27 protein-coding genes and 1 riboswitch are annotated in these 25,906 nt (G+C 71.7%); of the genes, 2 read left to right on the forward strand and 25 right to left on the reverse strand.

What is annotated here, in order from left to right; genetic code table 11:
* Window positions 1-98: 98 nt before the first annotated feature.
* Window positions 99-229, reverse strand: a riboswitch (TPP riboswitch).
* Window positions 230-258: 29 nt separating this feature from the next.
* The 7 genes from rlmN to rpsB form a co-directional block, all read right to left on the reverse strand.
* The gene (gene rlmN / locus ACFWJO_RS09095) at window positions 259-1,365 is read right to left on the reverse strand and encodes a 23S rRNA (adenine(2503)-C(2))-methyltransferase RlmN (RefSeq protein ID WP_384421851.1); all 1,107 of its coding nucleotides are present in this window, start codon (window positions 1,363-1,365) and stop codon (window positions 259-261) included.
* 57 nt (window positions 1,366-1,422) lie between these two features.
* Window positions 1,423-3,039 (reverse strand): MFS transporter, encoded by a 1,617-nt coding sequence (locus ACFWJO_RS09100; protein ID WP_386864103.1) that lies wholly within the window; start codon window positions 3,037-3,039, stop codon window positions 1,423-1,425.
* A 241-nt stretch (window positions 3,040-3,280) separates the two neighbouring features.
* On the reverse strand, window positions 3,281-4,405 hold the full coding sequence (locus ACFWJO_RS09105; RefSeq protein WP_386864104.1) for a phosphatidate cytidylyltransferase: 1,125 nt from the start codon (window positions 4,403-4,405) through the stop codon (window positions 3,281-3,283).
* Entirely contained in the window at window positions 4,405-4,962 is a 558-nt protein-coding gene (frr, locus tag ACFWJO_RS09110) for a ribosome recycling factor (protein WP_384421845.1), read from the reverse strand. The genes ACFWJO_RS09105 and frr overlap by 1 nt, the downstream gene beginning before the upstream one ends.
* Window positions 4,963-5,092: 130 nt before the next feature.
* Window positions 5,093-5,857: a UMP kinase gene (pyrH, locus tag ACFWJO_RS09115; RefSeq protein WP_356699840.1), complete on the reverse strand. Its 765-nt coding sequence runs from the start codon at window positions 5,855-5,857 to the stop codon at window positions 5,093-5,095.
* Window positions 5,858-6,014: 157 nt separating this feature from the next.
* Window positions 6,015-6,851, reverse strand: coding sequence for a translation elongation factor Ts (gene tsf / locus ACFWJO_RS09120; protein WP_386864105.1), 837 nt, complete (start codon window positions 6,849-6,851; stop codon window positions 6,015-6,017).
* Window positions 6,852-6,962: 111 nt separating this feature from the next.
* The gene (rpsB, locus tag ACFWJO_RS09125) at window positions 6,963-7,832 is read right to left on the reverse strand and encodes a 30S ribosomal protein S2 (protein WP_384421839.1); all 870 of its coding nucleotides are present in this window, start codon (window positions 7,830-7,832) and stop codon (window positions 6,963-6,965) included.
* A gap of 254 nt (window positions 7,833-8,086) precedes the next feature.
* Between rpsB and ACFWJO_RS09130 the strand changes: the two genes are divergently transcribed.
* Window positions 8,087-8,584 (forward strand): M23 family metallopeptidase, encoded by a 498-nt coding sequence (locus ACFWJO_RS09130; RefSeq protein ID WP_386864106.1) that lies wholly within the window; start codon window positions 8,087-8,089, stop codon window positions 8,582-8,584.
* A gap of 123 nt (window positions 8,585-8,707) precedes the next feature.
* On the opposite strand, the gene ACFWJO_RS09135 is transcribed toward ACFWJO_RS09130, so the two are convergent.
* The 17 genes from ACFWJO_RS09135 to ACFWJO_RS09215 all read right to left on the reverse strand — a co-directional run bounded on the left by ACFWJO_RS09135 (window position 8,708) and on the right by ACFWJO_RS09215 (window position 22,433).
* Window positions 8,708-9,268: a TetR/AcrR family transcriptional regulator gene (locus tag ACFWJO_RS09135; RefSeq protein WP_386864214.1), complete on the reverse strand. Its 561-nt coding sequence runs from the start codon at window positions 9,266-9,268 to the stop codon at window positions 8,708-8,710.
* A 57-nt stretch (window positions 9,269-9,325) separates the two neighbouring features.
* On the reverse strand, window positions 9,326-10,162 hold the full coding sequence (gene whiG / locus ACFWJO_RS09140) for an RNA polymerase sigma factor WhiG (RefSeq protein ID WP_128977543.1): 837 nt from the start codon (window positions 10,160-10,162) through the stop codon (window positions 9,326-9,328).
* Between the two features lie 245 nt (window positions 10,163-10,407).
* The gene (gene dprA / locus ACFWJO_RS09145) at window positions 10,408-11,682 is read right to left on the reverse strand and encodes a DNA-processing protein DprA (RefSeq protein ID WP_386864107.1); all 1,275 of its coding nucleotides are present in this window, start codon (window positions 11,680-11,682) and stop codon (window positions 10,408-10,410) included.
* Complete coding sequence (locus ACFWJO_RS09150; protein WP_386864108.1) at window positions 11,679-13,301, reverse strand: YifB family Mg chelatase-like AAA ATPase; 1,623 nt, start codon at window positions 13,299-13,301, stop codon at window positions 11,679-11,681. The genes dprA and ACFWJO_RS09150 overlap by 4 nt, the downstream gene beginning before the upstream one ends.
* The gene (locus ACFWJO_RS09155; RefSeq protein WP_386864109.1) at window positions 13,302-13,667 is read right to left on the reverse strand and encodes a YraN family protein; all 366 of its coding nucleotides are present in this window, start codon (window positions 13,665-13,667) and stop codon (window positions 13,302-13,304) included. It lies immediately after the preceding gene.
* A 141-nt stretch (window positions 13,668-13,808) separates the two neighbouring features.
* On the reverse strand, window positions 13,809-14,117 hold the full coding sequence (locus ACFWJO_RS09160; RefSeq protein ID WP_005311352.1) for a DUF2469 domain-containing protein: 309 nt from the start codon (window positions 14,115-14,117) through the stop codon (window positions 13,809-13,811).
* Window positions 14,118-14,172: 55 nt separating this feature from the next.
* The gene (locus ACFWJO_RS09165) at window positions 14,173-14,721 is read right to left on the reverse strand and encodes an NUDIX hydrolase (protein WP_386864215.1); all 549 of its coding nucleotides are present in this window, start codon (window positions 14,719-14,721) and stop codon (window positions 14,173-14,175) included.
* A 92-nt stretch (window positions 14,722-14,813) separates the two neighbouring features.
* Complete coding sequence (gene lepB / locus ACFWJO_RS09170) at window positions 14,814-15,578, reverse strand: signal peptidase I (RefSeq protein ID WP_386864110.1); 765 nt, start codon at window positions 15,576-15,578, stop codon at window positions 14,814-14,816.
* Between the two features lie 258 nt (window positions 15,579-15,836).
* Entirely contained in the window at window positions 15,837-16,985 is a 1,149-nt protein-coding gene (gene lepB / locus ACFWJO_RS09175) for a signal peptidase I (protein ID WP_386864111.1), read from the reverse strand.
* Window positions 16,891-17,958, reverse strand: a complete 1,068-nt coding sequence (gene lepB / locus ACFWJO_RS09180) for a signal peptidase I (protein WP_386864112.1) — start codon at window positions 17,956-17,958, stop codon at window positions 16,891-16,893. The genes lepB (ACFWJO_RS09175) and lepB (ACFWJO_RS09180) overlap by 95 nt, the downstream gene beginning before the upstream one ends.
* Window positions 17,951-18,832 (reverse strand): signal peptidase I, encoded by an 882-nt coding sequence (lepB, locus tag ACFWJO_RS09185; protein ID WP_386864113.1) that lies wholly within the window; start codon window positions 18,830-18,832, stop codon window positions 17,951-17,953. The genes lepB (ACFWJO_RS09180) and lepB (ACFWJO_RS09185) overlap by 8 nt, the downstream gene beginning before the upstream one ends.
* A 38-nt stretch (window positions 18,833-18,870) precedes the next feature.
* On the reverse strand, window positions 18,871-19,221 hold the full coding sequence (gene rplS, locus ACFWJO_RS09190) for a 50S ribosomal protein L19 (protein WP_384421821.1): 351 nt from the start codon (window positions 19,219-19,221) through the stop codon (window positions 18,871-18,873).
* 129 nt (window positions 19,222-19,350) lie between these two features.
* Complete coding sequence (gene trmD, locus ACFWJO_RS09195) at window positions 19,351-20,172, reverse strand: tRNA (guanosine(37)-N1)-methyltransferase TrmD (RefSeq protein WP_386864114.1); 822 nt, start codon at window positions 20,170-20,172, stop codon at window positions 19,351-19,353.
* A complete protein-coding gene (gene rimM, locus ACFWJO_RS09200) occupies window positions 20,172-20,864 on the reverse strand; it encodes a ribosome maturation factor RimM (protein WP_386864115.1) in 693 nt (230 codons plus the stop codon). Before rimM ends, trmD begins: the two co-directional genes overlap by 1 nt.
* Window positions 20,865-20,941: 77 nt before the next feature.
* On the reverse strand, window positions 20,942-21,181 hold the full coding sequence (locus ACFWJO_RS09205; protein ID WP_056566048.1) for an RNA-binding protein: 240 nt from the start codon (window positions 21,179-21,181) through the stop codon (window positions 20,942-20,944).
* 2 nt (window positions 21,182-21,183) lie between these two features.
* Entirely contained in the window at window positions 21,184-21,627 is a 444-nt protein-coding gene (gene rpsP / locus ACFWJO_RS09210; RefSeq protein ID WP_384421815.1) for a 30S ribosomal protein S16, read from the reverse strand.
* Window positions 21,628-21,839: 212 nt separating this feature from the next.
* Window positions 21,840-22,433, reverse strand: a complete 594-nt coding sequence (locus ACFWJO_RS09215) for a hypothetical protein (RefSeq protein WP_384421813.1) — start codon at window positions 22,431-22,433, stop codon at window positions 21,840-21,842.
* A gap of 357 nt (window positions 22,434-22,790) precedes the next feature.
* Between ACFWJO_RS09215 and ACFWJO_RS09220 the strand changes: the two genes are divergently transcribed.
* Complete coding sequence (locus ACFWJO_RS09220) at window positions 22,791-23,516, forward strand: class I SAM-dependent methyltransferase (protein WP_386864116.1); 726 nt, start codon at window positions 22,791-22,793, stop codon at window positions 23,514-23,516.
* A 288-nt stretch (window positions 23,517-23,804) separates the two neighbouring features.
* Here ACFWJO_RS09220 and ftsH read toward each other — a convergent pair whose 3' ends face one another.
* Entirely contained in the window at window positions 23,805-25,724 is a 1,920-nt protein-coding gene (gene ftsH, locus ACFWJO_RS09225) for an ATP-dependent zinc metalloprotease FtsH (RefSeq protein ID WP_386864117.1), read from the reverse strand.
* Window positions 25,725-25,906: the final 182 nt, after the last annotated feature.

Consider the following 25,906-nt stretch of genomic DNA (forward strand, 5'->3'; position numbering starts at 1 on the left):
CTTCTGGGTTTTCACGGGAAGTTCCTGCGGGGTGGGACAAGAAGGAGACGCGATCCGGCCCACGCCGGGAAAAATGGGGCGCGGGCAGGGCGCAACAGCTCGAGTTACGACCGAACTTCCTACCCAGAATGACCTGGGCGAGGTTCAGAGGGTCTGCGGTCGCTGTGCCTGGCTCTGGCCAGGCAGGTCACCGCACTCTCAGCGCTGTGGCGCTCCCCTGTCGGAATATGCAGATGTGTTCGAGCTCAGAGTACAAGGTCAGCGTTCGGCGGCGGCCAGCTGTCCACAGGCACCGTCGATCTCCTGTCCGCGGGTGTCACGGACGGTGACGGGCACGCCGTGGGCGGCGATGGCCTCGATAAACGCCTTCTCGTCCTCGGGGCGGGACGCGGTCCACTTGGAGCCGGGCGTCGGGTTCAGCGGGATCAGGTTGACGTGCACCCGCTTGCCCTTGAGCAGCCGGCCCAGGAGGTCGCCGCGCCAGGCCTGGTCGTTGATGTCGCGGATCAGGGCGTACTCGATGGAGATCCGGCGCCCGGACTTCTCCGCGTACTCCCAGGCCGCGTCGAGGACCTCACGGACCTTCCAGCGGGTGTTCACGGGCACGAGGGTGTCGCGCAGCTCGTCGTCCGGCGCGTGCAGCGACACCGCGAGCCGGCACTTGAAGCCCTCGTCCGCGAACCGCAGCATCGCCGGCACCAGGCCGACGGTGGACACCGTGATGCCGCGCTGCGACAGGCCGAGACCGTCCGGCTCGGGATCGGTCAGCCGCCGGATCGCCCCGACCACCCGCTTGTAGTTCGCGAGCGGCTCGCCCATCCCCATGAAGACGATGTTGCTCAGCCGCGCCGGACCACCGGGCACCTCGCCGTCGCGCAGCGCGCGCATGCCGTCGACGATCTGGTGCACGATCTCGGCGGTCGACAGGTTCCGGTCGAGCCCGGCCTGGCCGGTCGCACAGAACGGGCAGTTCATGCCGCAGCCGGCCTGCGAGGAGATGCACATGGTCACCCGGTCCGGGTAGCGCATGAGCACCGACTCCACGAGCGTGCCGTCGTGCAGCCGCCACAGCGTCTTACGGGTGGTGTCGTCGTCGCACGAGACGTGCCGCACCACCGACATCAGATCGGGCAGCAGCTCCCCCGCGAGCTTCTCGCGCGCCGCGGCGGGGATGTCGGTCCACTCCGCCGGGTCGTGCGCGTACCGCGCGAAGTAGTGCGTGGACAGCTGCTTGGCGCGAAACGGCTTCTCGCCGATCGCGGCGACCGCCTCCTTGCGCTCTGCGGGCGTGAGGTCGGCGAGGTGCCGCGGGGGCTGCTTGGCTCCGCGCGGGGCGACGAAAGTGAGTTCTCCGGGCTTGGGCATGGTCCTACCAGTGTCGCAGACCGCGGCCGGTGTCCCGGAGCCGAAGGGCGCCGGCCGTCACGGCCGGGCCCGGCCGGGCTGGGTCCGGGGGATCCGGGAGGTGAAGAAGAGCGCCACGACGGAGGCGCCGGCGAGGATCGCGAGGGCCGCGCGCAGGCCGTCGAGACGGGCGGCGGCGTTCGCGTCGAGGGCGGCGTCCGCGACCGCGGGGTCGGCGCCCGCCTCGTCCAGGGCGTCGGTGAGCTGGGCGTCCGACAGGAACGGGATGCCGCTCTGGAGCTCCACGGAGGCCCGGCTCTTCACCTCGGCGGGGATCGCCGGGTTCTGGTCGACGCTCGTCAGGAACGACGAGGTGAGCACGGCGATCATGATCGAGCCGGCCAGCGCCGTACCGATGGAGGCCCCGAGGTTGGTGACGGAGTTCTGCAGACCGCCGACCCGGGCGCTCTCCTCGTCGGGGACGGCGGAGACGGTGACCGCCCCCAGCTGGGACGCCAGCGCGCCCATGCCGAGCCCGATGAGCAGCAGCGGCAGGGTGACGACCTCCGCCCCCGCGTCCGCGTCCAGGGCGGCCATCAGGACGACCGCCCCCGCGAGCAGCGCGAACACGCCGAGCCGCACCACCCGGCGCGGGGAGACGCCGGGGAAGAAGCGCGGGATCAGCAGCGCGGCCGCGAGCAGCGTCACCGACAGCGGCAGGATGTGGGCGCCCGTCGACAGCGCCGACAGACCGAGGGCCACGGAGAGGTACAGCGGGACGAGGAAAAACACGCCCATCTGCACCAGGTACTGGAAGAAGAACATGGTCAGTCCGCCGGTCAGCTGCCGGTTCCGCAGCATCGCCGGGTCCACCAGCGGATCCCCGCCGCCGCGGGCGAGCCGGGCCTCCCAGCGCAGGAAGCACCAGAGCAGCAGCAGACCCGCGAGCACCAGCCACACCGTCGGGGAGACACCGAGCCAGGCGGGCGCGTCGGGCTTGGGCCGCACCCAGCCCCACGCGCCGGCCCGCAGGACGCCGTAGACGAAGGCCCCCAGACCGGCGGCGGACAGGAACGCCCCGAACAGGTCGAGCCGCGGCGGCTCCGTGATCGGCGCGTCGGCGATGCGGCGGGCGAAGACGAGGATGACGAGGACGAGCAGCACCTCGCCGGCGAAGACCCACCGCCAGGAGAAGTAGGTCGTGGCGAGACCGCCGATCAGCGGTCCGAGCGCGATGGCGACGGCTCCGGCGGCCGCCACCACGCCGTACGCGGCAGGGCGCCGCTCCGTCGCGAAGTTCCCGGCCACCAGGGCCACGATCGCGGGCATGATGAGCGCCGCGCCGACACCCTCCAGGAACGACCAGCCGATCAGCAGGACGGTCAGGTCCGGCGCGAGGGCCGTGGTGAGCGATCCGCAGCCGTACACGAGGCAGCCGGTCATGAAGGCGCGCTTGCGGCCGATCAGCGCCCCGACGGTGCCGCCGGGAATCATCAGCATCGCCATCACCAGCGTGTACGCGGTGATCGCGCCCTGGATCCCGGTGACCGTGGTGCCCACGTCCTCGGCGACCGTCGCGATGGACACGTTCATGACGGAGCTGTCGAGCGCCATCAGGAACTGCCCGGCCGCCAGGGTCAGCAGGACGCCACCGGCCCGGGCCGGCTTCGGGTCCGGCTCTGCCTTCGCTGTCATGGTCCGATGCCTGCTCTCACGGACCCGCCGGGGCGACGGCCCCGCCGCCGACGTCCCCCGCCTGGCGTACGCCGAAGGGCCCGCCGCCCCAGGGGGACGACGGGCCCTTCGTCAACGAACTCCACGACGTGCACGACCGCACGAGCCGTCGGCCTCGCGGCCCGCCCGGCCGGAACCGGACCCGGCCCACCGGACCGGAACCGGCCTGCCCGGCCGGAACCGGCCCGCCCGGCCGAGCCGGTCAGCCGCTGCCGACGAAGACCACCATCAGCAGCCACACCACCGGCGCCGTCGGCAGCAGCGAGTCCAGACGGTCCATGATCCCGCCGTGCCCCGGCAGCAGCGTCCCCATGTCCTTGATGCCGAGATCACGCTTGATCATCGACTCGCCCAGATCGCCCAGCGTCGCACTCGCCGCGACCGCGAGACCGAGCAGCAGACCCTGCCACCACGTGCCGTCGTCGATCATGAACTGCATGCACAGCGCGCCCGCCGCCATCGCGAACGCGACCGCCCCCAGCAGACCCTCCCGCGTCTTCCCGGGACTGATCCGCGGCGCCAGCTTGTGCTTGCCGAACCGCCAGCCGACCGCGTACGCGCCCGTGTCGCTGACCACCGTCAGCAGCAGGAACGTCAGCACCCGCTGCGGACCGTCGTCCGCCGTCAGCAGCAGCGCCACGAACGTCGCCAGGAACGGCACGTAGAACGCGGCGAACACACCCGCCGTGACGTCCTTCAGATAGCCCTCGGGCGGCTCCGTCATCCGCCACACGAGGACGGCCAGCGCCGTGAGCGCCATCGCCACCCACGCGCCCTCCGCGCCCCGCACGTACCCGGCGACGACCATCGCCGCGCCGCCGACCGCGAGCGGCACCAGCGGCGCCTTGATGCCCTTGCGCTCCTGGAGACGCGAGGTCAGCTCCCACAGGCCGACCACCACGGCGACCGCTATCACCCCGACGAACGCCGGCTTCCAGATGAACAGCGACGCGATGATGACCGCGCCGAGCCCCACGCCGACCCCTATCGCCGCACCCAGGTCACGGCCCGCGCTCTTCTTCTGCCGCGGCTGCTGCCGGGGCGAAGGAGCGGGCGGCGGCTGGGAGGGGCTGGACATGGGCTCCTGCGGGTGCTCGTGCGGCGGGTGCTCGTGCGGCGTCTCGTCACGGAACAGGGGACCGCTCGGCAGAGCGGCCCCCCGGTCGTGATCGTCCTGGTTGTCGCCGGCGGGAACGTCGGACACGATGGGCATGGGCCGAGTCTGCGCCGCCTGCCGCCCGTCGTAGGCGGGACCCGCCGGGGCAGGCCCCTGGTCGGGTCCTCCGAAGCCGGATCCGGCCGGGGACCTCCAGGATGAGTCGTTCATCAGACCTCGAGGAGCTCGGCTTCCTTGTGCTTCAGCAGCTCGTCCACCTGCGCCACGTACTTCGCGGTGAGGTCGTCGAGCTCCTTCTCCGCGCGGCGGCCCTCGTCCTCACCGACCTCGCCGTCCTTGACGAACTTGTCGATGGTCTCCTTGGCCTTGCGGCGCACCGAGCGGATCGAGATCTTGGAGTCCTCGGCCTTGCCCTTCGCGACCTTGATGTAGTCGCGGCGGCGCTCCTCGGTCAGCTCCGGGAACGTCACCCGGATGATGTTGCCGTCGTTGCTCGGGTTGACGCCCAGGTCCGAGTCGCGGATGGCCTGCTCGATGTTGCGCAGCGCGCTCTTGTCGAACGGCGTCACCACGGCCATGCGCGGCTCCGGCACGGAGAACGACGCCAGCTGGTTGATGGGGGTGAGGGCACCGTAGTAGTCCGCCACGATCTTGTTGAACATCGCCGGGTGCGCACGGCCCGTACGGATCGCGGCGAAGTCCTCCTTGGCGACCACGACGGCCTTCTCCATCTTCTCCTCGGCCTCGAGGAGGGTCTCTTCGATCACCACTTGCTCCTGCGTGTCGTCGCGTTGTGTCCTGCACGGTGTACGACCGGCAGGGCTCTGTCCATCCCCCTCGCGGGGACCGTCCCCCTGACGGGGTGCGGCCCCCTCGCGGGGCGGTTCCCGGTTCGGGTCAGGCCCGGGTGCCCTGGTCGCTCACGAGCGTGCCGATCTTCTCACCCTTCACCGCGCGAGCGATATTGCCCTCGGCGAGCAGCTCGAACACGAGGATCGGAAGGGTGTTGTCCCGGCACAGGGTGATGGCGGTGGCGTCGGCGACCTTCAGATCGCGGGACAGCACCTCGCCGTACTCCAGCGCGTCGAACTTGACCGCGTCCGGGTTGGTCTTCGGGTCGGAGTCGTACACGCCGTCGACACCGTTCTTGCCCATCAGCAGGGCCTCGGCGTCGATCTCCAGGGCACGCTGGGCGGCGGTCGTGTCCGTGGAGAAGTACGGCATGCCCATACCGGCGCCGAAGATGACCACGCGGCCCTTCTCCAGGTGCCGCACGGCCCGCAGCGGAATGTACGGCTCGGCGACCTGGCCCATGGTGATGGCGGTCTGGACGCGCGAGTCGATGCCCTCCTTCTCCAGGAAGTCCTGGAGGGCGAGGCAGTTCATCACGGTGCCGAGCATGCCCATGTAGTCGGAACGGGCCCGGTCCATGCCGCGCTGCTGGAGCTCGGCGCCACGGAAGAAGTTGCCGCCGCCGATCACGATCGCGATCTGGGCGCCGTCGCGGACGACGGCGGCGATCTCGCGCGCGATGGCGTGCACGACATCCGGGTCGACTCCGAGGCCGGTGCCTCCCGAGAAAGCCTCACCGGACAGCTTCAGCATGAAGCGGCCGGCCTTTTTGCCGTTGTTGTCGTCGCCCTGTGCGGCGCCCTGATTCATGGGGATCTCCTCGTGCACATACGAAGAAGGCCATTGCCTGGGGTCCTTGCGGTGTCCCGTACGGCAATGGCCTCCTCGTCAGATCTGCGGCCGTCCCGCGCGCACGCGAGCGGCTGCTTCAGACCCTACCGGGGTCCGGTGTCCGTTGCGTACGGACTCAGATGCCGACCTTGATGCGGCTGAAGCGCTTCAGGGTGACGCCGGCCTCGTCCAGGATCTGCTTGACGGTCTTCTTGTTGTCAAGGGCGTACGGCTGGCCGAGCAGCGTGGCGTCCTTGAAGAAGCCGTTGACGCGACCCTCGACGATCTTCGCGATCGCGGCCTCGGGCTTGCCCTCGGCGCGGGTGGTCTCCTCGGCGATGCGGCGCTCGGACTCGACGACCTCGGCCGGGACGTCGTCCTTGTCCAGGTACTTCGGGGCGAACGCGGCGATGTGCTGCGCGACACCCTTGGCGACCTCGGCGTTCTCCTTGTCGAGCTCGACGAGGACACCGATCTGCGGCGGCAGGTCCGGCATGGTGCGGTGCATGTACGCGAAGACGAAGCCGTCGGCGTACTGCGCGAAGCGGTCGAGGACGATCTTCTCGCCGAGGTTGGCGTTGGCCTCGTCCACGAACGCCTGGACGGTCTTGCCGGCCTCGATCTCGGAGGCGAGCAGCGCCTCGATGTCCGCCGGGGTGGTGGCGGCGACGTGCTCGGCCAGCTTGTTGGCGACGGCGAGGAACTTGTCACCCTTGGCGACGAAGTCCGTCTCGCACTTCAGCTCGACCAGGACACCGGAGGTGTTGTCGTCGGCGATGAGGGAGACCACGGCGCCGTTCTCGGCGGAGCGGCCCTCGCGCTTGGCGACACCCTTCTGGCCCTTGATGCGCAGGGCCTCGACGGCCTTGTCGACGTCGCCGTCGGCCTCGTCCAGGGCCTTCTTGCAGTCCATCATGCCGGCGCCGGTGAGCTCGCGGAGCTTCTTGACGTCAGCGGCGGTGTAGTTCGCCATGAGTCTGTTTCTCTCTCGAAGTCTGAAAGATCGGGCGGGTCCACGGGTGGACGGCGGAGGCTTCGTGGGCCCCCGCCGTCGTCACCCGAAGGTCCTGAGGGACCGGAAGGGTCAGGCCTGCTCGGCGTCGGCGGCCGGCGCCTCGGCGGCCGGGGCCTCGGCGGCCGGGGCCTCGGCGGCGGCCGGGGCCTCGTCAGCCTTCTTCTCACCCTCGAGCAGGTCGCGCTCCCACTCGGCGAGCGGCTCGCCCGCGGCCTTCTCGCCCGGCTTCTGGTCGCCGGTCGCGGCGCCGGAGCGGGCGATGAGGCCCTCGGCGACGGCGTCGGCGATCACGCGGGTGAGCAGGGTGACGGAGCGGATCGCGTCGTCGTTGCCCGGGATCTTGTAGTCGACCTCGTCGGGGTCGCAGTTGGTGTCGAGGATCGCGACGACCGGGATGTGGAGCTTGCGCGCCTCACCGACGGCGATGTGCTCCTTCTTGGTGTCGACGATCCAGACGGCGCTCGGCACCTTCTGCATCTCGCGGATACCACCGAGGGTCTTCTCCAGCTTGGCCTTCTCGCGGGAGAGGACCAGGAGCTCCTTCTTGGTGAGGCCGGAGGCGGCCACGTCCTCGAAGTCGATCTGCTCGAGCTCCTTGAGGCGCTGCAGACGCTTGTAGACGGTCGAGAAGTTGGTGAGCATGCCGCCCAGCCAGCGCTGGTTGACGTACGGCATGCCGACGCGGGTCGCCTGCTCGGCGATGGCCTCCTGCGCCTGCTTCTTCGTACCGACGAACATGATGGAGCCGCCGTGGGCGACGGTCTCCTTGACGAACTCGTAGGCGCGGTCGATGTACGACAGCGACTGGAGCAGGTCGATGATGTAGATGCCGTTGCGCTCGGTGAAGATGAAGCGCTTCATCTTCGGGTTCCAGCGACGGGTCTGGTGACCGAAGTGGACGCCGCTCTCCAGCAGCTCCCGCATCGTGACGACGGCCATGGCCGTATCTCCTTGAGTTGATCGGTTGTGTCCTGACGCCCCAACGCGCCGTGCCACAAGGGACCGATCGGCGCTGCCACCCGCCGAGGAGACCGGTGGCGGGGCGTGCGAAGTCGACCCGGTGACCCGGGTCGCCATGGAAAGTGTACGGGACCCCGAAGGCACCGGGTGACGGCACTGTCCACAACCCGGCAGTTGTCCACAGATTCCGGTGATGCCCGTCACGACCCCAGCCGCCCGGGCAACCTGCACCCATGAAACTTCACCTCGCGCCCGCCGCGACCCTGCTGCTCACCCTGGTCACCGCGATCTGGCCGGTGGGCCCGCCCCGCCCCGAAGTCCTGCGCGGCTGGGAGCCACCCCCCGGCCCCTACGCCGCGGGCCACCGCGGCATCGACCTCGCCGCCCCACCGGGCACCCCGGTCCGCGCCCCCGCCGCCGGCACGGTCACCTTCGCGGGCCCCGTCGCCGGCCACGGCGTCCTCACCCTCACCCTCCCGGACACGGGCACACCGCCCCTGCGCACCACCTACGGCCCGGTGGACCCCCTCGTCCGCCCGGGCACGCCCGTCCGCGCGGGCGACGTCATCGCCCACGTCGCAGACCAGGGCGACCACTGCCCACGCAGCTGCCTCCACTGGGGCCTGCTGCGCGGCAACACCTATCTGAACCCGCTGACCCTGATCGGCGGACGAACCCCGAGGCTGCTACCGGTCTGGGCGCAACCACCTGCGGGGCAACCACCTGCGTAGAGCGGGACCGGGGGGGGCGCGGGGGCGGGGGGCGGGGCGGGGAGGGGTGGGGGCGGGGGGCGGGGGGAGGCCCCCGAAGGTCGGGAGAGAGCGCGCCGGCGGGGGCGAGGGCTGGGCCCGGGCTCAGGCGCCGCGCACGCCGCCCAGGGCCATCGAGACCGCCGCTTCCGCGATGGTCGCCGGGTCCTCGGCCGCGCCGAGTTCGATGCGGCGGACGGCGGCGTCGACGACGCCCTGGAGGAGCATGGCTTCCAGGCGGGGCTGGGGGCGGCCCAGGTCGGTGAGGGCTTCGACGATCATGGTGACCAGGCCGCCGTGGGCGGCGCGGATCTTCTCGCGGGCGCCGTCGTCGAGCTCGCTCGCGGAGATCGCGACCACCGCGCGGTGGCGCCGGTCCCCCACGAGCTCCAGCTGGGTGCGGACGTACGCCTCGACCTTGCCCTCGGCGGTGGCGGCGGCGGCCATGGCGCTCTCGACCTCGGCGGCCCAGACGGGGAAGTCGACGGCGCACAGCTCCTCGACCACGGCGGCCCGGGAGCGGAAGTACTCGTAGACGGAGGAGCGGGCGAGGCCCGTGCGCTCGGCGAGGGCGGGGAAGGTCAGCGCCTCCGTTCCGCCTTCGGACAGCAGGGAACGCGCGGCGTCGAGCAGGGCGCCGCGCTGCATGGTCCGGTGCTCGGCCACGGAGGCCGCTCGAATCCTGGGCACGGGTCCACTGTACGGCGAGGGGGCCTCGCTCGGTCAGCGGCCTACGTCGGCCAGTTTGGCGCGCAGCTGGAGGACGGACTTGGTGTGGATCTGGCTGACGCGGCTCTCGGTGACGCCGAGGACGTGGCCGATCTCGGCCAGGGTGAGGCCTTCGTAGTAGTAGAGGGTGACGACGGTCTTCTCCCGCTCGGGGAGCGTGTTGATGGCGCGGGCGAGGAGCCGGCGCAGTTCGCGGTCCTCGGCGACCTCGACGGGGTTGTCGGCGGCGGTGTCCTCGAGCGTGTCCATGAGGGAGAGCCGGTCGCCGCCTTCGCCGCCGACGTGCAGGAGCTCTTCCAGGGCGACCACGTTGGCGAGGGACAACTGGCTGAAGACGGAGTGCAGTTCCTCGAGGGTGACGCCCATCTCGTCGGCGACCTCGGCCTCGGTGGGGGTGCGTCGCAGCTGGGCTTCGAGGGTGGCGTAGGCACGTTCGACGTTGCGGGCCTTCTGGCGGACGGAGCGGGGGATCCAGTCGAGGGCGCGGAGTTCGTCGATCATGGCGCCGCGGATGCGGGTGATGGCGTACGTCTCGAATTTGATGGCCCGCTCGACGTCGAACTTCTCGATGGCGTCGATGAGTCCGAAGACTCCTGAGGAGACGAAGTCGGCCTGCTCCACGTTGGAGGGCAGGCCGACGCTGACGCGTCCGGCGACGTATTTCACGAGGGGTGAGTAGTGCAGGATCAGCTGTTCCCGCAGCCGTTCGTCGCCGGTGTCCTTGTAGGAGCGCCACAGTTCGTCGAGCGAGGTCGGTGCGGGCGGTCGCACGGTGCCCCGGGCTGCTGGGGGCACCGCAGCGCGGTCAGACCCGGAGGTGTGCTGGGGCATGCGTCGCCTTGAGCCGTTCTGCTGTCGGGTGCGAAGGGGTCGTTACGGTCGTCGGGCTGGGGATCCTCGTGAGCGTAGCGTGAGTGGGCTGTCGCGGTGCGCGAACGTCTGCGGATCGCGCCGGTCCGGGTGGCTGCCGTCGCCCACATCTTCGAACGGGGGCCGTGGCGCGGGTCGGCCCCTCGGGTGCGGCCGAGAGAACTCGATTGCTCATCGGCTTCACCTTTTCACCCGAATGCTCCGGGTCAAGTACCGCCATGCCGGGCGTTCGAGGGTTCTGTCCGTCTGGTCGTCAACTGCCAGTCGTCGTGTTGTCGCTCGACGAACCCGAGGGAGTGGAGTTCGTAGAGCTTGGCGAGGGTGTGGTCGGGGTCGGCGGCGGCGCGGGCGGCGATGTCGGCGAGGGGTGCGGGGTGGTGGCCGGGGAGGGCTTCGAGGATGCGGGCGGTGTCGGGGTCGAGGAGGTCGCGGGGCAGAACGGGGCCGCGGCGGGGTGGGGCGAACTGTCCGAGGTCGCCGACGAGTTCGATGATCTCGGCGGCGTCGGTGACGAGGGTGGCGTCGCCGCGGAGGAGTTCGTGGACTCCGGCGGAGAGGCCGCTGGTGACGGGTCCGGGGACGCCCATGGTGTGGCGGCCGAGGTCGGCGGCGGCGCGGGCGGTGACGAGGGAGCCGCTGCGGTATTCGGCTTCGACGACGACGGTGCCGCGGGTGAGGGCGGCGATGACGCGGTTGCGGAGGACGAAGCGGCTGCGGGTGGGGTGGCCGCCGGGTGGCAGTTCGCCGATGACGAGGCCTTGTTCGGTGATGCGGCGGATGAGGGCGGCGTGGCCGCGGGGGTAGGGGACGTCGACGCCGCAGGCGAGGACGGCGACGGTGGCGCCGCCGGAGCCGAGGGCGCCGCGGTGTGCGGCGCCGTCGATGCCGAAGGCGGCTCCGGAAACGACGACCCAGCCGCGTTCGGCGAGGCCGGCGGCGAGGGTGGCGGCGGTGTGGGCGCCGTAGGGGGTGCAGGCGCGGGCGCCGACGACGGCGACGGAGCGGAGGGCCCAGGTGCGGAGGTCGGCGGGGCCGCGGACCCAGAGGCCGATGGGGCGGGTGTCGCCGAGGTCGTCGAGCTGGGTGGGCCACTCGGTGTCGCCGGGGATGAGGAAGCGGGCGCCGAGGCGGGTGGCGTGGTCGAGGTCGCGTTCGGGTGCGGCGGTCCGGGCCCGGCGCCGCCAGCTCGCGATCCGCTTGTCGCCGGTGCCGGGCAGGGCTGTGCTGTCGTGTGCGTGGTGGTGTGCTCGTTGGCCGTGGTGTGCGGTGCCGCGGGTGTCGGGCGGATCTCCGGTCGCCGGGGACGGGGCCTCGTTGTCGGCGTCGGCTGGGAGTGTCTCGTGGTCGCCGTCGGTGAGGAGTTCGAGGAAGTGTGTCGCGCCGTGGCGGCGTAAGGCGCGGCCGGCGTGTGCGTCGCCGGGTTCGATGATGTGGGTGAGGGCGGCGCGGGCGAGGCGTTCCTCGTCGGGCGGGGTCGTCATGACCACTCTCCTGTGGCTCCGGCTGCGGCGGGGACGCCTCGGGCGATGCCGGTGCGCAGTTCGAGGGCGAGGGCGAGGTCTTCGCTGTCGGGCCGGTCGTGGCCGGCGAGGTCGGCGACGGTCCAGGCGACGCGGAGGACGCGGTCGAGGCCGCGGGCGGTGAGCAGGCCGCGTTCGATGTCGCGTTCGGCGGCGGCGAGGGCGCCGGGTGCAGCGGTGAAGCGGGTGCGGAGTTCGTGGCCGGGGACTTCGCTGTTGACCGTCCAGGGTGTGCCGGTCAGGCGGGCCGCGGTGCGGGCGCGGGCTTCGCGGACGCGGTCGGCGACGGTGGTGCTGGGTTCGCCGCGGCCGCCTTGGCCGAGGAGGTCGCTTCGGGTGACGGGTTCGACTTCGACGCGGAGGTCGACGCGGTCGAGGAGGGGTCCGGAGAGCCGGGCCTGGTAGCGGCGGATGACGGATGCGGGGCATTCGCAGCCGGTGCCGTGGAGGGTGTGGCGTCCGCAGGGGCAGGGGTTGGCTGCGAGGGCGAGGAGGAAGCGGGCGGGGAGGCGGACGACTCCGGCGGCTCGGGCGACGACGACGTGTCCGGATTCGAGGGGCTGGCGGAGTGCGTCGAGGGATTTCGTGGAGAATTCCGGCGCTTCGTCGAGGAAGAGTACGCCTCTGTGGGCGAGGGAGACGGCGCCGGGGCGGGGCAGTCCGTTGCCGCCGCCGATGAGGGACTGCATGGTCGCGGAGTGGTGGGGTGCGCAGTAGGGCGGGCGGTGGACGAGGGGTTCGCCGGGCGGGAGGATGCCGGCGACGGAGTGGACGGCGGTGACTTCGAGGGATTCCTGGCGGGTGAGGGCCGGGAGGATGCCGGGGAGTCGTTCGGCGAGCATGGTTTTCCCTGCGCCGGGTGGTCCGGTGAGGAGCAGGTGGTGGCCTCCTGCTGCGGCGATTTCCAGGGCGCGGCGTGCGGTGTGCTGGCCGGCGACGTCGGCGAGGTCGGGTCCGTCGCCGGGGTCGGCGGCGAGTCCGGTGCCGATTCCGGCGCCGGGGACGAGGAGTCCGGCGAGCATGGGGTCGGGTCTGCCGTCGTCGTGGGGTTCTTCGTCGGGGACGGGTTCGTCGGCGAGGACGGCGATGAGCTGGCGCAGGGTGCGGACGCCGAGGACGGAGATTCCGGGGACGAGGGCGGCTTCGCCGGCGGTCTGTTCGGGGACGACGACCTGCCGGTAGCCGGCGTCGGCGGCGGCGAGTACGGCGGGCAGGACGCCGCGGACGGGCCGGACGCGGCCGTCGAGGCCGAGTTCGCCGATGAGGACGAGGTCGGCGATGGTGCGGGGGTCGATGCGTTCGGCGGCGCCGAGGACGGCGGCGGCTACGGCGAGGTCGAAGCCGGATCCGCCTTTGGGGACGGAGGCGGGGCTGAGGCCGACGGTGAGTTTCTTCTGGGGCCATTCGGCGCCGGCGTTGACGATGGCGGCGCGGACGCGGTCGCGGCTTTCGGTGAGGCTTTTGTCGGGGAGTCCGACGAGGGTGAAGGCGGCGACTCCGGCTTCGAGGTCGGCCTGGACCTCGACGACGACGCCTTCGACGCCGACGAGGGCGACGGAGCAGGTGCGGGCGAATCCCATTCAGGCCACCCCCCGGGCGTGGGTGATGACGGGTGCGCCTCGGCGGGGCAGGACGACGCCGATGAGGTCGATGCGGACGGCGCCGCCGGCGGGTGGTCCGCCGTGGGTGTCGAGCCAGCGGGCGGCGAGGTGCCTGAGTCGCTGGGCCTTGCGTGGGGTGACGGCTTCCATGGGGTGCTGGAAGGTGCCGTCGCGGCGGGTCTTGACCTCGCAGATGACGAGGGTGTCGCCGTCGCGGGCGACGATGTCGATCTCGCCGGCCCGCCCGCAGCGCCAGTTCCTGGCGAGGATGTGCAGGCCGGTCGCGGCGAGTGTGCGGGCGGCGACGTCTTCGCCGTACCGCCCGAGTGCTCCGGTTGCGTTCATTCGGTACCACCTCCGGCACCGACTGTGACGCACCGCTGCTCAGCGTGTGCGGCGCTGTGGACAGTCGGCCGGTTGTGGATAACCGGGCCACTCGTTCGGGCGGTTTCCGCTGGTGCGCGGTGGCGGGCCGCGCGGGTGGGCTCAGCTGCCGGGGAGCTCCAGGTCGCTCTTGTTGAGCTCCTCGATGTTCACGTCCTTGAACGTGAGGACGCGGACCTGCTTGACGAACCGAGCCGGCCGGTACATGTCCCAGACCCAGGCGTCGGCCATCGAGACCTCGAAGAACACCTCGCCCTGGACCGAGTGGACCTGCATCTCGTAGTCGTTGGTGAGGTAGAACCGCCGCTCGGTCTCGATCACGTATTTGAACAGCCCGACGACGTCGCGGTACTCCCGGTAGAGCTTCAGCTCCATCTCGGTCTCGTACTTCTCGAGGTCCTCGGCGCTCATGGCATGTTCCCCTTCAGCCGTGCGTCCCCCTATTGTGCGCCAGTCGCCCAGGCCCCTAAACGATTTCCGGGGCGAGATCGAGCGGCGTGCTCGGGGGTCCTTCGTCGAGCAGCGTGTCCAGCAGCTCGGCGAGTCTGTTGGGGTACACCGTCTCACGGGCCGCCGACAGTTCGGCGGAGGTCCACCATCTCAGGCCCGCGACGCTCCGGGCCTCCAGCTCGGTGAGGCCGCCGGGGGCGGTGGCGGTCTGTGTGGTGCGGGCCAGGTAGTACCACTCCTCCTGGTTCCAGCGGCGTCCGGCGAAGGGGAACGAGCAGTAGCGCCGCCACAGCACCGGGCCGAGTTCCACGTCGGTGATGCCGGTCTCCTCGGCGAGTTCGCGCAGAGCGGCCTGCTCGCGGGTCTCGTCGCCCTCCAGACCGCCGCCGGGTGTGAACCACCAGGTCTGGGCGGGGTCGTCGGGCTCGTAGCCGTGGATGAGGAGGATGCGGTCGTCCGGGTCGAGCAGAATCACTCGCGCCACCCGCCGCCGCTCGGTCGCCTCCGCCGCGCCGGTCGCCTCCGCCGCGCCGGCCAGTTCCGCCTCGGCCGCCGGCTCGTCCACTCCAGTCGGCTCCGTCGAGTCGGCTGGCTCCGTCGTCCGCTCGGCGCGCCCTTCGGCCGCCGCCGTCGTCGTGCTGCCTTCGTCCCCCGCCGTCATGCGTTCACCCTGTCCTCGGACTTCCCCGCGGCCGCCGCCGCGGGCTTCCCGGAGCCGGAGCGCAGGCGCCGGGCCAGCGGCCCGTACGCGGCCCCGGCAAGGATCAGTACACACCCGGCGACGATCGCGGAGAAGAGCGGCACGACCGGGCCGGGCCGGGAGATGCCGCCCGGCAGCTCGGCGAAGCCTGCGGGCCGCTCCAGGACGCCCTTGGCGGGCCAGGCGACGGCGTCGACACGGCCGAGGACGGCCGAACGCGGCACCGAGCCGTGACCGGCCTCCTGGAGGTGGGCGCGGGAGTCCATCGAGGTGTGCCGCTCGTCGCCGAGCAGGAAGAGACTTCCTTCGGGCACGGTCGCGGAGAACTTCTGCCCGGAGGCGGCCTTCCCGGCCTGCAGATACGGTTCGTCGACCGGCTTGCCGTTGATGGTGAGCCTGCCGTCGGCTCCGCAGCAGGCTACGGTGTCGCCGCCGACGCCCACGACGCGCTTGACCATGGTCACGTTGCCCCAGAGCGGGTCCTGGAAGACGACGACGTCGCCGCGCTTGACGTCCGCGCCGTCGACGCGCTCCGCGAGGACCTTGGAGCCGACGTCGAGCGTCGGGGTCATCGAGTCGCTGGGCACCGAGAAGGGCTGGTAGAGGACGGCCCCGACGACGAAGCCACCGAGGAAGAGCACGAAGCCGACGGCCACGGCCAGCCCCGACAGGACATTGCCGAGGCGGCCGTGGCCGTTCTTCGTACGCGGTTCGACGCTCATGGGCACCTCGGGCTTCGGGAGATCCGCCGGCCGTCCGTACGACGGTCCGGGACGGCACCCTACCCGCGGGTCGCTACCGAGCGGTATGGGCGGACACCGCGCTCCGGGCTCCGCTCCCGGGGATCCGCTCCCTGCTCACCGGCTCCCCGGCGAACGGCTCACCGCGATCCGCTCCCCGGGAGCAGCTCCTACCTGATCCGCCCTCACGTCACTGGCTCCCACCAGCTCCCACCGGCTCCGCTCCCCCATGACCCGCTCCTACGCGGCCGCGCGCCTCCTGCGCCGCCACAGCACCAGGGGAAGCGCCCCGGCGAAGCCGAGCGCGCCCGGTGCCGCGGCCAGCGCCTGGCTGAGTCCGGGCTGGTCGAAGGTCTCCGGGACGGGCAGGGTGGCCCAGCGGCTCACCGGCCAGGCGATGACCACGGCCCGGCCCACGACCTCCTCGTTGGAGACGGTGCCGCCGCCCGCGAGCTCCATGTGGAAGCGGGAGTCGAGCGAGTTCTGCCGGTTGTCGCCCATGACCCAGATGCGGCCCTCGGGGACCTTGACCGGGCCGAAGGCCGGGTCGCAGGGCACCGAGCCGGGGTGGAGGTAGGAGCTCTCGTCCAGCTCCTTGCCGTTGACGACGACCTTGCCGCCCTCCTTGCAGGAGACGGTGTCGCCGCCGACCGCGATGACCCGCTTGATGAGGTCCTTCTCCTCGGCGGACGGCATGAGGCCGATCCAGCTCAGGACCGTCTGCACCACGTTGGGCTCGGGCGTGTTGCCGTCCTCGAGCCAGCCGCCCGGGTCGTGGAAGACGACGACCTCGCCGCGCTCCGGCTCCGAGCCGAACCACGGGGTGAGCTTGTCGACGAGGACCCGGTCGCCCCGCTGGAGCGTGTTCATCATCGAGTCCGAGGGGATCGAGAACGCCTGTACCAGGAAGGTCTTGATCAGCAGCGCGAGCACGAGCGCGATGCCGATGAGCAGGGGCAGTTCCTTCCAGAAGGAACGCGGCTTCTTCGGGGCGCGGCCGCGCCCTGACGCACCTTCGTCCCCGCCGCCGTCGCCGCCGTCCGCGTCCCCGGTGCCGCCTCCGCTGTCACCGGCCGTGCCGTCGGCGGGGCCGCCCGCCGAATGGCCGGCAGGGACGCCCGCAGAACCGCCCGCCGGGTTGCCGGCAGGGACGCCAGCGGGACCGCCCGCCGGGCCGGAGCCCGGCAGCGCGCCCTGGTCCGGGTGGTGCTCGGAGCCCTGCACCGGGTGCTCGCCCTGGTGGTCGCCGGGTCGCCGGTCGGAGCGTGGATCGGGGTCCGGGCGTCCCGTGGAGTCATCCGTCATGGCCGCCGCCGACGGGACGGGCCGCTCGGGCCGTTTGTCGGGCTCGCCGTGTCCGGATCGTGCGCCGACGGCCAAATCCCCCACATCCACTCCTCAGTCCGTGCAATCGCCCGCCCCGGAACAGGGACAGGCCCACCACTCCCATAACGAGCAGAAGTTCCGCAGGGCTCGGGAGCCGGGGCAATCCGTTCAGATCATGCTGGGAAACACTATGCGACACGCCCCGCGCCGCGGCCGCGTCCGCCCCGCCGCGGCTGGTCGCCGGTTCGGGTACGGACGCGAAGGTCGCGCGCTCTTCCAGTCTGCGCCAGTGGCCGATCGGCCAGGCGATGACGACGGCCCGGCCGACGATCCGGTCCTCCGCGACGGTGCCGTGCTCCGGCTCGTCGAGATGGAAGCGGGAGTCGGCGGAGTCGGAGCGGTGGTCGCCCAGCACGAAGACCCTCCCCTGCGGGACCTTCACCTCGAACGGGATCTTCGAGGGCTCGTTCCCCGGGTGCAGATACGGTTCGTCCAACGCCACGCCGTTGACGGTGATCCGTCCGTCGGCGCCGCAGCACTTCACCGTGTCCCCGCCGACCGCGACGACCCGTTTGATCAGGTCCCGCTCGTCGGCCGAGGGCAGCAGCCCGATGAAGGTCAGCGCCTGCTTGAGCTGCCGGACGCCCACCGGGTCGTCGGACGGCGGCGTGGTCTCCTGCTGGAGCCAGTTGCCGGGGTCCTCGAACACCACGACGTCACCGCGCCGCGGCTTAGAGCCGAACCACGGGGTCAGCTTGTCGACGAGCACCCGGTCGTCGATCCGGATCGTCTGCTCCATCGAGCCGGACGGGATCACGAACGCCTGCACCAGGAAGGTCTTCAGGACCAGGGCGATCAGTACGGCGACGGTGACGAGGAGCGGGATCTCCGTGATGGCGGAGCGCCGGCGCCGGCGCTTGACCTTGCGGGCGAGCCTGCGTCGTTCGGCCCGCCCCGGAGGCGTACGGCCCGCGCCATCCGGCGCGGAGTCCTCGGCCCCGCGGCGGCCGGCGGGCGCCTTGCCCCGCCTACCCATGCCCGCGCCCGCGCCCCGTCGCGTGACCGCCTCCGGTCCACTGCGGTACGGCGGCGAAGGCGTCGGTCTCCGGCACGGTGGACCAGCGGCCGAAGGGCCAGCCGATCCAGTCGGCGCGGCCGACGACCTTGTCGACGGGGACCACGCCGCCGCCGGGCTGTCCGAGGTGGTCGCGGGAGTCGCTGGACTGGCTGCGGTGGTCGCCCATCACCCACAGGGTGCCGTCGGGTACGACGATGTCGAAGGGCACGCTGGACGGCTGGTCGCCCAGCATGACGTACTGCTCGCGCACGGGGACGCCGTTGACGGTGATCCGGCCGTCCTTGTCGCAGCAGACCACGCGGTCGCCGCCGGTGCCGATCACCCGCTTCACGAAGTCGGTCTCGTCGGGCTCGGCGAGGCCGAGGGCCGCGGCGGCGTCATGGAGCAGGCCGGTGACCGGGTTGCCGGTGGCCTCCTCCTGGACGAAGGAGCCGGTGCCGTCGAAGACCACGACGTCACCGCGGCGCGGCTCGCTGCCGAAACGGTACGCCAGCTTGTTGACGAGGATCCTGTCGCCGACCTGGAGGGTGGGCTCCATCGAACTGCTCGGGACCAGGAACGGCTGGAGCACGAAGTGGCTGAACAGGAGCAGGAAGACCACGCAGGCGAGGCCGATCGCGGCCGTGCGGCGCCAGGTCAGGAAACCGGACGGCTCGCCCGCCTCTTCCTCCGGAGCCTCCGGAGCCTCCAGAGCTGCCGGAGCTTCCGTTGCTTCCGTTCCTTCCGGAGTCCCGGAGGCCCCCGGCACCGTCCCGGAAACGCGCGCGGAGCGCGACCGCTCCTCCTCGCCGGAGGAGCGACCGCGCTCCGTGTGCTGTGCTTCGGTGTCCATCGGGGGCGAGCCTATCCCGCCACCCTGTGGGCCGACGCTCAGTTGTCGCGCTTCTCCTTGATCTTGGCGGCCTTGCCGCGCAGCTCACGGAGGTAGTAGAGCTTGGCGCGACGGACGTCACCGCGGGAGACGAGCTCGATCTTCTCGAAGATCGGGCTGTTCACCGGGAAGGTGCGCTCGACGCCGACGGAGAAGGAGACCTTGCGGACCGTGAAGGTCTCGGAGACGCCCGAGCCCTGACGGCGGATGACGACACCCTTGAACTGCTGGATACGGGAGCGGTTGCCCTCAATGACGCGAACGTGGACGTTCACGGTGTCACCCGGACGGAAGGCCGGGACGTCGGAACGCAGCGAAGCGGCGTTGACCTGGTCGAGCAGGGAGGCCATGGAGGTCTCTTTCCTCGCTGATGCCACAGGTCATCAGCGGTATGTACGAATGATGGTTGATCGCCGTCCGTACCTGGCGGGCGTCGTTCCCCCTGTGGCAGGGGCGCGCGCCGGACGCACGGCAGCGGCCTATTCTTCCACGCCCTCCGGCCTGCGCCAAAATCGGCCGCCGGGCTCCGGGGCCCAGCCGAGCATGGAGAGGATCTCCCGGTCCTTCTTGTCGAAGGCGGCGGGGTCGCAGCGCTCGATCAGGTCCGGGCGGTTGGCGGCGGTGCGCCGGAAGGCCTCGTCACGGCGCCAGCGGGCGATCTTGCCGTGGTGCCCGCTGAGCAGCACGTCCGGGATGCCGCGGCCGCGCCACTCCGGGGGCTTGGTGTAGACGGGGCCTTCCAGGAGGTTGGCCATGGCGCCGGGGGCGAAGGAGTCGTCGCGGTGCGACTCGGCGTTGCCGAGGACGCCGGGCAGCAGCCGGGCCACGGCCTCGGTGATCACCAGGACGGCGGCCTCGCCGCCGGCCAGGACGTAGTCGCCGATGGACACCTCGTAGACCGGCATCCGGGTGGCGTACTCGTCGATCACGCGCCGGTCGATGCCCTCGTACCGCGCGGGCGTGAAGATCAGCCAGGGCCGCTCGGAGAGCTCGACGGCGACTTCCTGGGTGAAGGGGCGGCCGCTGGGCGTGGGGACGACGAGGACGGGCTCGTGTGCGCCGGCCTCGAAGCCGTCCGCGAGGGTCTGGTCGAGGGCGTCGCCCCAGGGCTCGGTCTTCATGACCATGCCGGGGCCGCCGCCGTACGGGGTGTCGTCGACCGTGTTGTGCCGGTCGTAGGTCCAGTCGCGGAGGTGGTGGACGTGGACGTCGAGCACGCCGCGGGCGCGGGCCTTGCCGACGAGCGAGACGTTCAGCGGCTCGAGGTACTCGGGGAAGATCGTGACGACGTCGAGGCGCATCAGGAGGCGTCCTTGCCGGCGTCGGGGTTCTTGTCGCCGTCGACACCCTGCTCGGCAGCCCGGGTCTCCGCCTCGGCGCCGACGCCCGCGTTGCCCCCGGCCTCAGCCTCAGCTTCGCCCCCAGCCTGAGCCTCAGCCTCGTCCCCGGCCTCCGCCTCGCGCGCGGACGCGACGACGGCCTCGCTGTCGTCGATCAGGCCGGGCGGCGGGGCGACGACGGCACGCTGGTTCTCCAGGTCGATCTCGGTGACGATCTCCGAGACGAAGGGGATCATCAGCTCGGTGCCGTCGGGCCGTTCCACGATGAGGAGGTCCTGGGACGGAAGGTGGGAGATCTCGGAGATCACGCCGATCTCGGTGCCGTCGGCGAGGACGACGTCGAGGTCCACGAGCTGGTGGTCGTAGTACTCGTCCTCCTCCTCGGGCAGTTCGTCCGGGTCGATGTCGGCGATGAGGAGGGTGTTGCGCAGGGCCTCGGCCGCGTTGCGGTCCTTGACGCCCTCGAAGCGGAGCAGCAGCCGGCCGCTGTGCACCCGGCCGGCCTCGATGGTCAGCGGCCCGGCGGAGGCCGGGTCGGTGTGCAGGACGGCGCCGGGTCCGAGCCGCAGCTCGGGCTCGTCGGTCCGCACCTCGACGGTGACCTCGCCCTTGATGCCGTGGGCGCGGCCGATCCGCGCGACTACCAACTGCACTGGTGATCTCTCCTGTCGTACGGCAACGGGCCGGGGTGGGCGGTCAGCCCTCCCCGGCCCGTGCCGGTGTCAAACTTTCAGCGGACCTGGTCCACGTCGACGAGGTCGACGCGGATGCCACGGCCGCCGATGGCGCCCACGACGGTGCGCAGCGCACGCGCGGTGCGGCCGTTGCGGCCGATCACCTTGCCGAGGTCGTCCGGGTGGACCCGGACCTCGAGGACGCGGCCGCGACGCAGGTTGCGCGAGGCGACCTGCACGTCGTCGGGGTTCTCGACGATGCCCTTCACGAGGTGCTCGAGAGCCTCCTCGAGCATGATCAGGCCTCGGTCGACTCAGCGGCCTCGGCCGGAGCCTCGGCCTCGTCCGCCTTGGCCTTCTTGGCCTTGGGGGTGATGGCCTCACCCTTGCTGTCGTCGCCCTCGAGGGTCTTGGCGAACTCGTCGAAGGAGGCGCGCTTGGCTTCCTTGGTCGCCGGGGCGAGCAGCGGCTTCTCCGGGGCCGGGAGGCCCTTGTGCTTCTGCCAGTCGCCGGTGAGCTTCAGGATGGCGAGAACCGGCTCGGTCGGCTGGGCGCCGACGGACAGCCAGTACTGCGCACGCTCGGAGTCGACCTCGATACGCGACGGGTTGTACGTCGGGTGGTAGAGGCCGATCTCCTCGATCGCACGACCGTCCCGGCGGGTGCGGGAGTCGGCGACGACGATGCGGTAGTGCGGCTGGCGGATCTTGCCGAGGCGCTTGAGCTTGATCTTGACTGCCACTGGAGTGGTGTCTCCTGGTCTTGACGTGGTTGGGCACTTGAGATGCCACGTGGGGTTGCGGTACTCGGGTGCCCGATGGACGCGTCAGTCGGAGGAGAGAGGGGTCCTGTGCGACTGTCGAGTACAGCTAGCCATTGTGCCACACGCCGCGGGGCCGACCGCGCGCGGTCCACCGGCCCCGGGTCCCCCGGCCCCGGGTCGGCCGACCTGGGTCAGCTCGCGGCGCCCACCGTCTCCGGGATGCGGAACGGCTTGCCGCAGCCGCCGCAGACGATCGGCGCCTGGGCGAGCACCGACGGCACCACGCGCACGTTGCGCCCGCAGTCGCAGACGGCCTTGACCCGGACGCCGCCGCCCGAGGAGCCGTGCCGGGCGGCCGGTCCGCGGAAGGAGCGCTTGGTGTCGGCGGCGGTCGCGACGGTGTGGGCCTTGAGCGCGCGCTGGAGGCGCTCGATGGTGGGCCGGTAGCGCCGCCTGGCCTCCGGGTTCAGGGTGACCAGGGAGAAGCCGCTGCTGGCGTGCGGCTCCTCGGGATGGTCCAGGCCCAGCTCCTCGGCGATCGCGAGGAATCTCCGGTTGTGATAGCGGCCGGCCCGGGAGGTGTCGCGGACACCTCGGGCGGCGGCGATGCCATGGACTGCCTCGTGGAGCAGTCGCTCGAAGGAGAGCTCGGCGCCACAGGCGGACGAGGACTCTCCGATCAGGGACTCGGGCGCGGCAAGGTCGGGCAGCTCGGGGTGGTGCCGCTGAATGTCGGCCCACGCCTGTGCCAGCTCTGCGGCGAGAACAGGTGGTGTCGTGCTCACGTCGGGTACAACGAGCCGGATCCCCTCCGGGTTCCATTCCGGGGCAACTCAAATATTTTGCACGTACCCGTCAGTCGGTACGGATGTGGGGGGAGGGCGCGTAGCGGCGCATACGCCCCGGCGCGCGGCAGGTCACGCGCACCCGAGCGGTGTGGGACGGACAGTACCGGGCCTCTGCCCGAACTCGGGCATCGCCCCCTCCCCCGGGCGGGAGTTCATGGCCGGAACCCGCGCCTGGCGGCCGGGGCCGAAGCCCGTCCGGCCCCAGCACTGGACGGCGGCGCGCTCGCGCAGTTCCCTGGCTACGGGGGGTCGTCGTCCGAGTACGGATCCGAGTGACGGATTGGGGCGCTTTCCATGACACCTACGCTCGTCCCGCACCACCCCGCGCGCGACTGGGCCGAGATCCAGGAACGGATGCTCGTCCCGCTCTACGAGGCGGTGTACGGCCGGCTCGGCGTGGGCGCCGGCTCGCGGGTGCTCGGCCTCGGCTGCGGTTCCGGCCTGGCCCTGCTGATGGCGGCCGGGCGCGGGGCGCGGGTGGCCGGGGCCGACCGGGACCACGCGCGCGTGGCGCTGGCGCGGGAGCGGCTGCCCGGGGTTCCGCTCGCGGTGTCCGGGCTGCCGGAGGGCGGCCCGTACGACGTGGTCACGGCCTTCCACGGCACGGCCGGCGTGGCCGGGGGCCTGGCCGCGGTCACTCCGATGGCGGAACGGGGCGCGGCGTTCGTGCTCGCGGACTGGGGGCCGGCGGAGCGGTGTGCGACGGCGTCGGTGCTGCGGGTCGCGGCGCGGCTGGCGGACCGGCGCCCGGCGGACCGGGACGCTCTCGAGGAGACGGCCGCGGCGGCGGGCCTGCGGCCGGACGGGTCGGGGCGGGTGGCGTGCCCGTTCGGCTACGCGGACCGGGACAGCGCGGTGCGCGGGCTGCTCTCGACGGGTGAGTTCGACGCGGCCGTCCGGGCGACGGATCCGGACCAGGTCGAGAAGGAGCTCCTGGAGGCCCTGGAGCCGTACGTCCGCGCGGACGGGACGGTGTGGATGGCGAACGTCTTCCGGTACGTGATCGCCCGGTCGGCCTGAGACGGACACCGGCGCCAGGGCCGGCCGGACCGGGTCCCGCCGGACCTGCCGAGCCCGCGGGCCCCCGCCGGACCTGCCGAGCCCGCGAGTCACGCCGGACCCACCTGCCGCCGGATCCGCTGAAACCTGCCGGTCCGCCGGATCCGCTGAACCTGCCGGTCCGTGGGCTCCGCCGGTCCGGCGGGCTCCGCCGGTCGCGCCGGCTCCGCCGCCTTGGCCGGTTCCGCCGGAAGCGAGTCCGTCCCTCCGGCTCCCCCGACTCCTCCAGCTCCGCCCCTTCCCGCCGCTCTACGCGTCCTTCCCCAGGCGCGGAATGCCCGCCGCCCGGTAGGCCTCGGCCTCCTCCAGGGTCTCGTTGGCCAGCAGGGCCTCGGCAAGGGCGTCGAGCTTGTCGCGGTGCTCGCGGAGCTGGCGCAAAGCGCTCTCGTAGCACTCGTCGACGATGCGGCGCATCTCCTCGTCGACGGTGTCGAGGGTGGCGGGCGCGGCGGAGAGTCCGTAGGCCTGCTGGGCGTCGCCGGGGATGGCGGTGAGGCGGCCGACGCGTTCGCTCATGCCCCAGCGGCCGGCCATGCCGCGGGCGATGTTGGTGACCTGTTCCAGGTCGCTCTCGGCGCCGGTGGTGATGACGCCGAAGACGACCTGTTCGGCGGCCATGCCGCCGAGCGCGCCGATGATGCGGCCGCGCAGGTACTCCTCCGTGTAGGCGTACTTGTCGGACTCGGGTGTGGACAGGGTGACGCCGAGGGCGCGGCCGCGGGGGACGATGGTGATCTTGCGGACGGGGTCGGCGCCGGGCTGGAGCATGCCGAGGAGGGCGTGGCCGCTCTCGTGGTAGGCGGTGCGGCGGCGTTCCTCCAGGGGCATGACGAGGGGGCGTTCGGCGCCGAGCTGGACCTTCTCCAGGGCGTCGGAGAGGTCGGACTGTGTGACGGACTTCTGCTGGCGTTTCACGGCGAGGAGGGCGGCTTCGTTGGCGAGGTTGGCGAGTTCGGCGCCGGTCATGCCGGGTGTGGTCTTGGCGACGTGTGCGAGGTCGACGTCCTGGGCGAGCGGGATCTGCCGGGTGTGGATCCTGAGGATGGCCTCGCGGCCGCCGCGGTCGGGCGGGTTGACGTGGACGATCCGGTCGAAGCGGCCGGGGCGGGTGAGGGCCGGGTCGAGGACGTCGGCGCGGTTGGTGGCGGCGAGGACGATGACGCCTTCGGAGCCGGTGAAGCCGTCCATCTCGGTGAGGATCTGGTTGAGGGTCTGTTCGCGTTCGTCGTGGCCGCCCATGCCGGCGCCGGCGCCGCGGGCCCGGCCGATGGTGTCGATCTCGTCGATGAAGATGATCGCGGGTGCGACCTTGCGGGCCTCGTTGAACAGTTCGCGGACGCGGGAGGCGCCGACGCCGACGATCATCTCGATGAACTCGGAGGCGGAGGCGGAGAAGAAGGGCACGCCGGCCTCGCCGGCGACGGCCCGGGCGAGCAGGGTCTTGCCGGTTCCGGGCGGTCCGGCGAGCAGCACGCCGCGGGGCATCTTGGCGCCCATGTCGCGGTAGGCGTCGGGGTTCTTCAGGAAGTCGACGACGTCGTTGAGTTCGCCCTCGACCTCGTCGATGCCGGCGACGTCCTCGAAGGTGGTGCGTCTGCCGCCTTCGAGTTCGACGGGCTTGGGCGGGGCCTTGCGGCCGAGCATGCCGCCGGCGCCGCCCATGCCGGCGCTCATGCGGCGGGCGATGAACACCCACAGGAGGACGAGGAGCAGCATCGGGGCGAGCGAGATCAGCAGGTTGGCGAGGAAGCTGCGTTCCTGGACGACCGGCTCGGCGGTGACGACGACGTTGTTCTTGGTGAGCTGGGCCCACAGGTCGTCGTCGGCGAAGGCGGGCCGCTGGGTGATGAACTTGGTGTAGTCGCCGTCGCCGCTGGGGACGGGCTGTTTGTTCTTCAGCTGGCCCTGGATGGCGTCGCCCTTGGAGTAGATCTTGGTGACGTTGCCGGCGGCGACCTGTTTGTCGAACTCGGTGTAGGAGATGGTCGGCCCTTCCTTCTCGTTGAAGAAGGACAGGACGAGGTTGGCGATCAGGTAGACGACGAGTGCGGTGAGGATGAGTCCGCCCCAGCCGCCGGGCATCTTCTTCCTGGCCGGCGGGGGCGGTGGTGCCCCTTCCGAGCGCCAGGGCTGGTCGGTCCGGTCGCGCGGGGGTACGGGGTTGGCCACGGGCTCTCCTCGGGGCGGCAGTGGCCCCAGTATCGAAGACCTGGTCATTCCCGGCATTACGGATGGGCTGACCGTACGAAAAGGGGCCCGGGGGGGGTTTCCCCCCCCCCACGACCCCCCCTCCGAGCTCGGGTTCGCTCCCAACCTCCGTCTCCCCCCACCCCCCTCATTGCCCCTCCCTC

Origin of the sequence: Streptomyces sp. NPDC127092 (genome assembly GCF_042722475.1) — a bacterium.
Taxonomy (GTDB): Bacteria; Actinomycetota; Actinomycetes; order Streptomycetales; family Streptomycetaceae; genus Streptomyces.

Coding starts and splice junctions, on each gene's coding strand:
- rlmN (WP_384421851.1), bottom strand. CDS start 1,365: ATGCCCAAGCCCGGAGAACTCACTTTCGTCGCCCCGCGCGGAGCCAAG.
- ACFWJO_RS09100 (WP_386864103.1), bottom strand. CDS start 3,039: ATGACAGCGAAGGCAGAGCCGGACCCGAAGCCGGCCCGGGCCGGTGGC.
- ACFWJO_RS09105 (WP_386864104.1), bottom strand. CDS start 4,405: ATGAACGACTCATCCTGGAGGTCCCCGGCCGGATCCGGCTTCGGAGGA.
- pyrH (WP_356699840.1), bottom strand. CDS start 5,857: ATGAATCAGGGCGCCGCACAGGGCGACGACAACAACGGCAAAAAGGCC.
- tsf (WP_386864105.1), bottom strand. CDS start 6,851: ATGGCGAACTACACCGCCGCTGACGTCAAGAAGCTCCGCGAGCTCACC.
- rpsB (WP_384421839.1), bottom strand. CDS start 7,832: ATGGCCGTCGTCACGATGCGGGAGCTGCTGGAGAGCGGCGTCCACTTC.
- ACFWJO_RS09130 (WP_386864106.1), top strand. CDS start 8,087: ATGAAACTTCACCTCGCGCCCGCCGCGACCCTGCTGCTCACCCTGGTC.
- whiG (WP_128977543.1), bottom strand. CDS start 10,162: ATGCCCCAGCACACCTCCGGGTCTGACCGCGCTGCGGTGCCCCCAGCA.
- dprA (WP_386864107.1), bottom strand. CDS start 11,682: ATGACGACCCCGCCCGACGAGGAACGCCTCGCCCGCGCCGCCCTCACC.
- ACFWJO_RS09150 (WP_386864108.1), bottom strand. CDS start 13,301: ATGGGATTCGCCCGCACCTGCTCCGTCGCCCTCGTCGGCGTCGAAGGC.
- ACFWJO_RS09155 (WP_386864109.1), bottom strand. CDS start 13,667: ATGAACGCAACCGGAGCACTCGGGCGGTACGGCGAAGACGTCGCCGCC.
- ACFWJO_RS09160 (WP_005311352.1), bottom strand. CDS start 14,117: ATGAGCGCCGAGGACCTCGAGAAGTACGAGACCGAGATGGAGCTGAAG.
- lepB (WP_386864110.1), bottom strand. CDS start 15,578: ATGAGCGTCGAACCGCGTACGAAGAACGGCCACGGCCGCCTCGGCAAT.
- lepB (WP_386864112.1), bottom strand. CDS start 17,958: ATGGGTAGGCGGGGCAAGGCGCCCGCCGGCCGCCGCGGGGCCGAGGAC.
- lepB (WP_386864113.1), bottom strand. CDS start 18,832: ATGGACACCGAAGCACAGCACACGGAGCGCGGTCGCTCCTCCGGCGAG.
- rplS (WP_384421821.1), bottom strand. CDS start 19,221: ATGGCCTCCCTGCTCGACCAGGTCAACGCCGCTTCGCTGCGTTCCGAC.
- trmD (WP_386864114.1), bottom strand. CDS start 20,172: ATGCGCCTCGACGTCGTCACGATCTTCCCCGAGTACCTCGAGCCGCTG.
- ACFWJO_RS09205 (WP_056566048.1), bottom strand. CDS start 21,181: ATGCTCGAGGAGGCTCTCGAGCACCTCGTGAAGGGCATCGTCGAGAAC.
- ACFWJO_RS09220 (WP_386864116.1), top strand. CDS start 22,791: ATGACACCTACGCTCGTCCCGCACCACCCCGCGCGCGACTGGGCCGAG.